Origin of the sequence: Isoptericola sp. NPDC057391 (assembly GCF_042668085.1) — a bacterium.
Taxonomy (GTDB): domain Bacteria; phylum Actinomycetota; class Actinomycetes; order Actinomycetales; family Cellulomonadaceae; genus Isoptericola.
Genome location: NZ_JBHVBO010000207.1, coordinates 1 through 6,862 on the forward strand (window position 1 = coordinate 1; position 6,862 = coordinate 6,862).

Annotated in this window: 7 protein-coding genes; 5 read left to right on the forward strand and 2 right to left on the reverse strand. The window is 74.1% G+C overall.

The features are described from left to right. Positions 1–52 precede the first annotated feature (52 nt). Both hemW and lepA read right to left on the reverse strand, forming a co-directional pair. The gene (hemW, locus tag ACFUVW_RS18430; RefSeq protein ID WP_430572759.1) at positions 53–1,315 is read right to left on the reverse strand and encodes a radical SAM family heme chaperone HemW; all 1,263 of its coding nucleotides are present in this window, start codon (positions 1,313–1,315) and stop codon (positions 53–55) included. Next, positions 1,315–3,192, reverse strand: a complete 1,878-nt coding sequence (gene lepA, locus ACFUVW_RS18435) for a translation elongation factor 4 (protein WP_430572760.1) — start codon at positions 3,190–3,192, stop codon at positions 1,315–1,317. Before lepA ends, hemW begins: the two co-directional genes overlap by 1 nt. Positions 3,193–3,377: 185 nt before the next feature. On the opposite strand from lepA, the gene ACFUVW_RS18440 reads away from it, so the two are divergent. The 5 genes from ACFUVW_RS18440 to rpsT all read left to right on the forward strand — a co-directional run bounded on the left by ACFUVW_RS18440 (position 3,378) and on the right by rpsT (position 6,772). Next, entirely contained in the window at positions 3,378–3,932 is a 555-nt protein-coding gene (locus ACFUVW_RS18440) for a type 1 glutamine amidotransferase domain-containing protein (RefSeq protein WP_430572761.1), read from the forward strand. Between the two features lie 44 nt (positions 3,933–3,976). Beyond that, positions 3,977–4,831, forward strand: a complete 855-nt coding sequence (locus ACFUVW_RS18445; RefSeq protein WP_430572762.1) for a maleylpyruvate isomerase family mycothiol-dependent enzyme — start codon at positions 3,977–3,979, stop codon at positions 4,829–4,831. A gap of 69 nt (positions 4,832–4,900) precedes the next feature. Beyond that, positions 4,901–5,725, forward strand: a complete 825-nt coding sequence (locus ACFUVW_RS18450) for an alpha/beta fold hydrolase (RefSeq protein ID WP_430572763.1) — start codon at positions 4,901–4,903, stop codon at positions 5,723–5,725. Between the two features lie 21 nt (positions 5,726–5,746). Beyond that, positions 5,747–6,292: a type II toxin-antitoxin system PemK/MazF family toxin gene (locus ACFUVW_RS18455; RefSeq protein ID WP_430572764.1), complete on the forward strand. Its 546-nt coding sequence runs from the start codon at positions 5,747–5,749 to the stop codon at positions 6,290–6,292. Positions 6,293–6,511: 219 nt separating this feature from the next. Further along, positions 6,512–6,772 carry a 30S ribosomal protein S20 gene (gene rpsT, locus ACFUVW_RS18460; protein WP_430550092.1) on the forward strand — a complete coding sequence of 87 codons (261 nt, stop codon included), beginning with the start codon at positions 6,512–6,514 and terminating at the stop codon, positions 6,770–6,772. The last annotated feature ends 90 nt before the right edge of the window (positions 6,773–6,862 follow it).

A 6,862-nucleotide genomic window follows, 5' to 3' on the forward strand; every position in this document is an offset into this window, starting at 1 on the left:
CTTGCTCCTCAAACGGGCTGTTTGAGGAGCAAGTCAGCACGCTCGATGCGGTTCAGGGGGTCAGCTCGCGGACGACGGCGTCCGCGAGGAGGCGGCCCTGCCGGGTGAGGACGACACGCCCGCGCACGGCGGCGACGCCGTCGAGCAGGCCGCGCGCGACGAGCCCGGCGACGGCCGGGCGACGGGACGGGTCCAGCGCCGCGACCTCCAGCCCCTCGCGCACGCGCACGCCCAGCAGCACCCGCTCGAGCTGGGACTCGGCGGGCGTGAGCAGCTCGCGGCCGGCGCCGGGCGACGTGCCGTCCTCCAGGAGGGCGGCGTAGCGCCGGGGGTGCTTGACGTTCCACCAGCGCACGCCGGCGTGCTCACCGTCGCCCGCCGACGGGCCCGCGACGTACGAGTGCGCGCCGGGGCCGATCCCCCACCAGTCGTCGCCGCGCCAGTACGCGAGGTTGTGCCGGCAGGCGTGCTCGGGCCCGCGCGCCCAGTTGCTCACCTCGTACCAGCCGAGGCCGGCCTCGGTGAGCAGGTCGTCGGCCAGCTCGTACTTCGCGGCCTGGTCGTCCTCGTCGGGCAGGGTGAGCTCGCCGCGGCGCACCTGGGCGTGCATCTTGGTGCCCGGCTCGACGACGAGCGCGTACGCGGAGACGTGGTCCACGCCCGTGGCCAGCACGGCCTCGAGGGAGGCGCGCCAGTCGTCCAGGGACTCGCCCGGCGTGCCGTAGATGAGGTCGAGCGAGACGTCGAGACCCGCGTCGCGGGCCCAGGTCACGACGTCGGGGACACGGCGCGGGTCGTGGGTGCGCTCCAGGGTGGCCAGCACGTGCGGCACCGCCGACTGCATCCCGAACGACACGCGCGTGAACCCGGCGTCGGCGAGCAGGCGCAGCGAGTCGGGGGTCACCGAGTCCGGGTTGGCCTCGGTGGTGACCTCGGCACCGTCCGCCAGCCCCCAGGCGTCGTCGATACCTCGCAGGACCCGCGCCAGGTCCGCGGCGGGCAGCATCGTGGGCGTGCCCCCGCCGAAGAACACCGTGGACACGGGGCGCGACCCCAGGCCCGCGTCGTCGAGCACGCGCCGTGCCAGGTCGACCTCGCGCAGCGCCGTCGTCGCGTACGCGGCCTGGTTGGCGCCGCCGCCCAGCTCGGACGCCGTGTAGGTGTTGAAGTCGCAGTAGCCGCAACGGACCGAGCAGAACGGCACGTGCACGTACACGCCGAACGGCCGGGCGACACCGTCCGGGACCGCCGGGCGCACCCACCCCGGCAGCGCGCCGTCGTCGGGCACGGGCGTGCCGTCAGGCAGCGCGGGCACTACTTCTTCTTGTCCTTGGCGTCCTTGCCGCCACCGCCGCCGTCGGAGGAGAGCGCGGCGATGAAGGCGTCCTTCGGGACCTCGACGGACCCGATGTTCTTCATGCGCTTCTTGCCCTCCTTCTGCTTCTCGAGCAGCTTGCGCTTCCGGCTGATGTCGCCGCCGTAGCACTTGGCGAGCACGTCCTTGCGCATGGCGCGCACCGTCTCGCGGGCGATGACGCGGGCGCCGACGGCGGCCTGGATCGGCACCTCGAACTGCTGGCGCGGGATGATCTCCTTGAGCTTTGCCGTCATCATGACGCCGTAGTCGTACGCCTTGTCCTTGTGCACGATGGCGCTGAACGCGTCCACCTGGTCGCCCTGCAGCAGGATGTCGACCTTCACGAGGTCGGCGGCCTGGTCGCCCGAGGGCTCGTAGTCCAGCGACGCGTAGCCGCGGGTGCGGGACTTGAGCTGGTCGAAGAAGTCGAAGACGATCTCGGCGAGCGGCAGCGTGAAGCGCAGCTCGACGCGGTCCTCCGACAGGTAGTCCATGCCGAGCATCTGGCCGCGCCGGTCGTTGCACAGGCCCATGACCGTGCCCACGAACTCGCTCGGGGCCAGGATGGTCGCGCGCACGACAGGCTCGCGGACCTCCTTGATCTTGCCGCCGGGGAACTCCGACGGGTTGGTCACCTTCACCTCGGTGCCGTCGTCGAGCGTGACGTCGTACACGACGTTCGGCGCGGTGGAGATGAGGTCGAGGTCGAACTCGCGCTCGAGCCGCTCGCGCACGATCTCCAGGTGCAGCAGGCCCAGGAAGCCGACGCGGAAGCCGAAGCCGAGCGCGACCGACGTCTCGGGCTCGTAGTTGAGCGCGGCGTCGTTGAGCTTGAGCTTGTCGAGGGCGTCGCGCAGTGCCGGGTAGTCGGTGCCGTCCACCGGGTAGAGGCCGGAGAACACCATCGGCTTCGGGTCGCTGTACCCGCCGAGCGCCTCCGCCGCGGGCTTGGCCGCGTTCGTCACCGTGTCGCCGACCTTCGACTGGCGCACGTCCTTCACGCCCGTGATGAGGTAGCCGACCTCGCCGGGCCCGAGGCCCTTGGTGGGGATCGCCTCCGGCGAGATGACGCCGATCTCCAGGAGCTCGTGCGTGGCACGCGTCGACATCATCGCGATGCGCTCGCGCGGGTTGAGGTTGCCGTCCACCACGCGCACGTACGTGACCACGCCGCGGTAGGTGTCGTAGACGGAGTCGAAGATCATCGCGCGGGCCGGGGCGTCCGCGTCCCCGACGGGGGCCGGGATGCGCTCGACGATCCGGTCCAGGAGCGCCTCGACGCCCTCGCCGGTCTTGCCGCTGACCTTGAGGACGTCCTCCGGGTCGCCGCCGACCAGGCCCGCGATCTCCTCGGCGTACTTCTCCGGCTGCGCCGCCGGCAGGTCGATCTTGTTGAGCACCGGGATGATCTCGAGGTCGTTCTCCATCGCCAGGTACAGGTTGGCGAGGGTCTGCGCCTCGATGCCCTGCGCGGCGTCGACCAGCAGGACGGCGCCCTCGCAGGCCGCGAGCGAACGGGAGACCTCGTAGGTGAAGTCGACGTGCCCCGGCGTGTCGATCATGTTGAGCGCGTGCGCCTGCTCGCCCAGCTGCCACGGCATCCGCACGGCCTGCGACTTGATCGTGATGCCGCGCTCGCGCTCGATGTCCATCCGGTCGAGGTACTGCGCCCGCATGGCCCGCGGCTCGACGACGCCGGTGAGCTGCAGCATGCGGTCGGCGAGAGTCGACTTGCCGTGGTCGATGTGCGCGATGATGCAGAAGTTGCGGATGAGCTCGGGCGCCGTGGCGTTCGGCTCGATGCGCGCACGCAGCGCGGGTCCGGGGATGGGCAACGCGATTCGCTCCGTCAGGGTCGCTGGAAGGGTGTCGTCGGTGGTGACGAGGCCCGGCCATTGTCCCATGAGGTTGTCCCCCGAGGTTGCCGGCCGCGGCCCCGGGCCCATCCCGCGTGCGTGCCCCGTGCACCGCTGCGTACGGTCGAGGTCCACCGACCGACGTGACGGGAGGAGTCCCCGACATGGCAGACCTGACCGGGAAGCGCGTGCTGGCGATCGTGACGAGCTACGGCGTCGAGCAGGACGAGCTGGTCGTACCGCTCGAGCACCTGCGCGCCGCGGGCGCGGAGGTGGTCGTCGCCTCGAACGAGCCGGGCGACGTGCGCACCCTCGTCGGCGACAAGGACCCCGGGCGGTCCGTGCCCGCCGACACCACCTACGACGCCGTCGACCCGGACGGCATCGACCTGCTGCTGGTGCCGGGCGGCACCATCAACGCCGACACGCTGCGCCTGCAGGAGGCAGCGGTCGGCCTCGTCACCGCGTTCGCGCACTCCGGCAGGCCCGTCGCCGCCATCTGCCACGGACCGTGGGCGCTGGTCGAGGCCGGGTGCGTCGGCGGCGCGACGCTCACGTCGTACCCGTCCCTGGCCACCGACGTCCGCAACGCCGGCGGCCGCTGGGTGGACCGGCCCGTGGTGCGCGACGAGGGCGCGGGCTTCCCCCTCGTGACCTCCCGCAACCCCGACGACCTGGACGACTTCCTCGGCGAGGTCGACGCCGCGCTGAGCTCCTGAGACGCCCCTCCCCGCCGCGGCCGGCCGGGCGCTAGCCTCGCGCCATGCCGACCCCGCCCGCCGCCGCGCCCACCGCCGAGCCCACCGCAGGGCAGCCGCGCCCCGTCGTCGATCCGCGCACGGGGCGGCGCACCGACGGCGGCCCGGAGCCCGAGCGCCTCGCGCTGCTCGCCCGCCTCCAGGACGAGTTCGCCGCCACGGTGCCCGGCGTCGCGCCCGACGCGCTCGTCCCGGCGTGCGGCGACTGGCGCGCGGCCGAGCTGGTGCTGCACCTCGCGGGTGTGCACCACTGGGCGTCGGGGATGGTCGTGGGCGACCCGTCGCGCGACGAGGACCTGCCCGCGCCCGACGCCACGGGGCCCGACGGCGGTGCCGCCGCCCTCGCCGAGCTCTACGCCTGGCACGCGGCCGGCCTGCGCGCGGCGCTCGACGGTGCCGGCCCGGACGGCGCCGCGCTGACGCTGCTCGGCGACGGGCCGGCATCGTTCTGGTGGCGGCGCCAGACCCACGAGACGCTCGTGCACCTGCACGACCTGCACGCCGCGCGGGCGGGCTCCGGCCCGGGCGGGCTGGGCGCCGTCGCCGTCCCGCCCGAGGTGTGGGGCGACGGCGTCGACGAGGTCGTGACGATGTTCCAGCCGCGGCAGGTGCAGCTCGGCCGGATGGCGCCGCTCACCGACCGGCTGCGCGTCGTGGCGTCCGACCTCGGCTGGTCGTGGACGCTCGGCGACGCCCCCGACGGCGGCCATGACGGAGCCGTGGACGCAACGCTCACCGCGACCGCGCAGCGGCTCGACCTGCTGCTGTGGGGGCGGCTCACGCCCGAGGAGGCGGGCGCCGTCGTCGAGGGCGACCTCGACGCGGCGCGGCGCGTGCTCGCCGGGCCGCTCGTGCCCTGACCCGGTCGGCGCCGCCGTGCGAACCTCGTCGACCGATGAGTCGCGGCGGGTCGCCCGGTCCCACCGGGCATGAGCGACGAGACGGCCACCGCACCCACCACCGGGACGACCACCCCCGCCACCGTCACCACGGCGCGCGGCGACCGCGTGACCTACGACCTGCGCGGCACCGGCCCCGCGGTGGTCTTCGTCGCGGGCGCCGGCCCGTTCCGCGCCGTCGACCCGGTGACGACCCGCACGGCCGAGCTCCTGGCGGAGGCAGGCGTCACGACCGTCGTCTTCGACCGGCTCGGCCGGGGCGACTCCCCCGCCGCCGGTCGACTCGACCTGGACCGCGAGCTGGACGCCGTGGCGGCCGTGCTCGACGTCGCGGGCGGACCCGCCGTGCTCTGCGGGCACTCGTCGGGCTGCGCGATCTCGCTGCGGGCGGCGGACCGCGGCCTCCCGGTCCTCGGGCTCGCGCTGTGGGAGGCGCCGCTGGAGTCCGGCGCCGAGGAGACGGCCGCCTGGGCGGCCGAGATCGAGCGGCGGACCGACGCCGGCGACCTCGAGGGCGCCACCGAGCACTTCATGAAGGACATGCCGCCCGAATGGCTCGCCGGGGCCAAGGCCTCCCCGGACTGGCCCGCGATCGCGGCGTCCGTCGTCTCGCAGCGCGCCGACGCGCAGGCGCTGGCCTGGGCGACGAGGGCGTTGCACGACGGCGGGCTGTCCGGCCTCGACGTGCCGCTGCTCGCCATGACCGGGGAGCAGACCTTCCCCGGCATGCCCGAGGCGGCGCGCGCGCTCGCCGCCGCGGTGCCGGACGGCACCGCCGAGACCGTTCCGGGAGCCGACCACTCGTGGGACCCGGAGGCGATGGCCGACCGGCTGGCGCGGTTCGTGCTCGAGTGAGCCGCACGTAGGCTGTCGGCCGTGGCGAACCGATGGCTGAACCTGCTCGCGGACGTCCTGCGCTCGGCGACCCGCCCGTCGTCGCGCGGCGCGGCGCGCCCCGCCTCGACCACTCGGCCCGCGACGACGCGCCGCGGCCCGGCCACGCCCGCCCGCGCCGCGGGCTACCCCGGCGACTACCCGGGCACGGTGCGCCCGGTGTACTCCCCGAGCCTGGACGGCGAGCCCGACCCGGGCGAGGTCGTGTGGACGTGGGTGCCCTACGAGGAGGACCACGCCCAGGGCAAGGACCGGCCGGTGCTGCTCGTGGGCCGCGACGGCCCGTGGCTGCTGGCCCTGCAGCTGACCAGCCAGGACCACGACCGCGACGCCGCGCAGGAGGCGCGGCACGGCCGGCTGTGGATGGACGTCGGCACCGGGGCGTGGGACTCGCGGAAGCGCCCGAGCGAGGTGCGCCTCGACCGCGTCATCCGTATCGACCCGCGGGCGGTGCGCCGCGAGGGCGCCGTCATGGACCGTCGGACGTTCGACCGGGTGGCCCGGGCGATGGCGGACGCCCGCCGCTGATCCCGCCGTCCGCCGCGGGGCGCATCTCACAGGACGCCGTCGCGCACGCGGTTCTGCCCAGCCGGCCCCTCTGCTATCGTTGATGTTTGCGTGTCCGCCCAGGTCGGCGGGCACAGCCGCAGTTCCTCTCCACGGGTTCCCCACCCCAGTCCCGGAGCTGTGGCCGCCCTCTACGACCTATCCGCTCGCCGGCAGGCGAACACACCAGGAAGTCCACACGTGGCAAACATCAAGTCCCAGATCAAGCGCATCAAGACGAACGAGAAGGCGCGCCTGCGCAACAAGGCCGTCAAGTCTGAGCTGAAGACCTACGTGCGCAAGGTGCGCGAGGCCGTCGCCGCGGGCGACAAGGAGGCCGCGGCCACCGCGCTGCAGGCCGCGTCCCGCAAGCTCGACAAGGCCGTCTCGAAGGGCGTCATCCACGCCAACCAGGCCGCGAACCGCAAGTCGGCCATCGCGAAGCAGGTCGAGGCGCTCTGAGCTGCCTCTAGTCGTCGCGCTCGGTCCGCCTGACGCCTCTCACGTCGGGGCGGACCAGCAAGGCTTCGAAGGGCGCCGCACCCCCGGGTG

What these genes read in the sequence shown, in the direction of transcription:
- ACFUVW_RS18440 (WP_430572761.1), top strand. Translation starts at nt 3,378, where the DNA reads ATGGCAGACCTGACCGGGAAGCGCGTGCTGGCGATCGTGACGAGCTAC.
- ACFUVW_RS18450 (WP_430572763.1), top strand. Translation starts at nt 4,901, where the DNA reads ATGAGCGACGAGACGGCCACCGCACCCACCACCGGGACGACCACCCCC.
- ACFUVW_RS18445 (WP_430572762.1), top strand. Translation starts at nt 3,977, where the DNA reads ATGCCGACCCCGCCCGCCGCCGCGCCCACCGCCGAGCCCACCGCAGGG.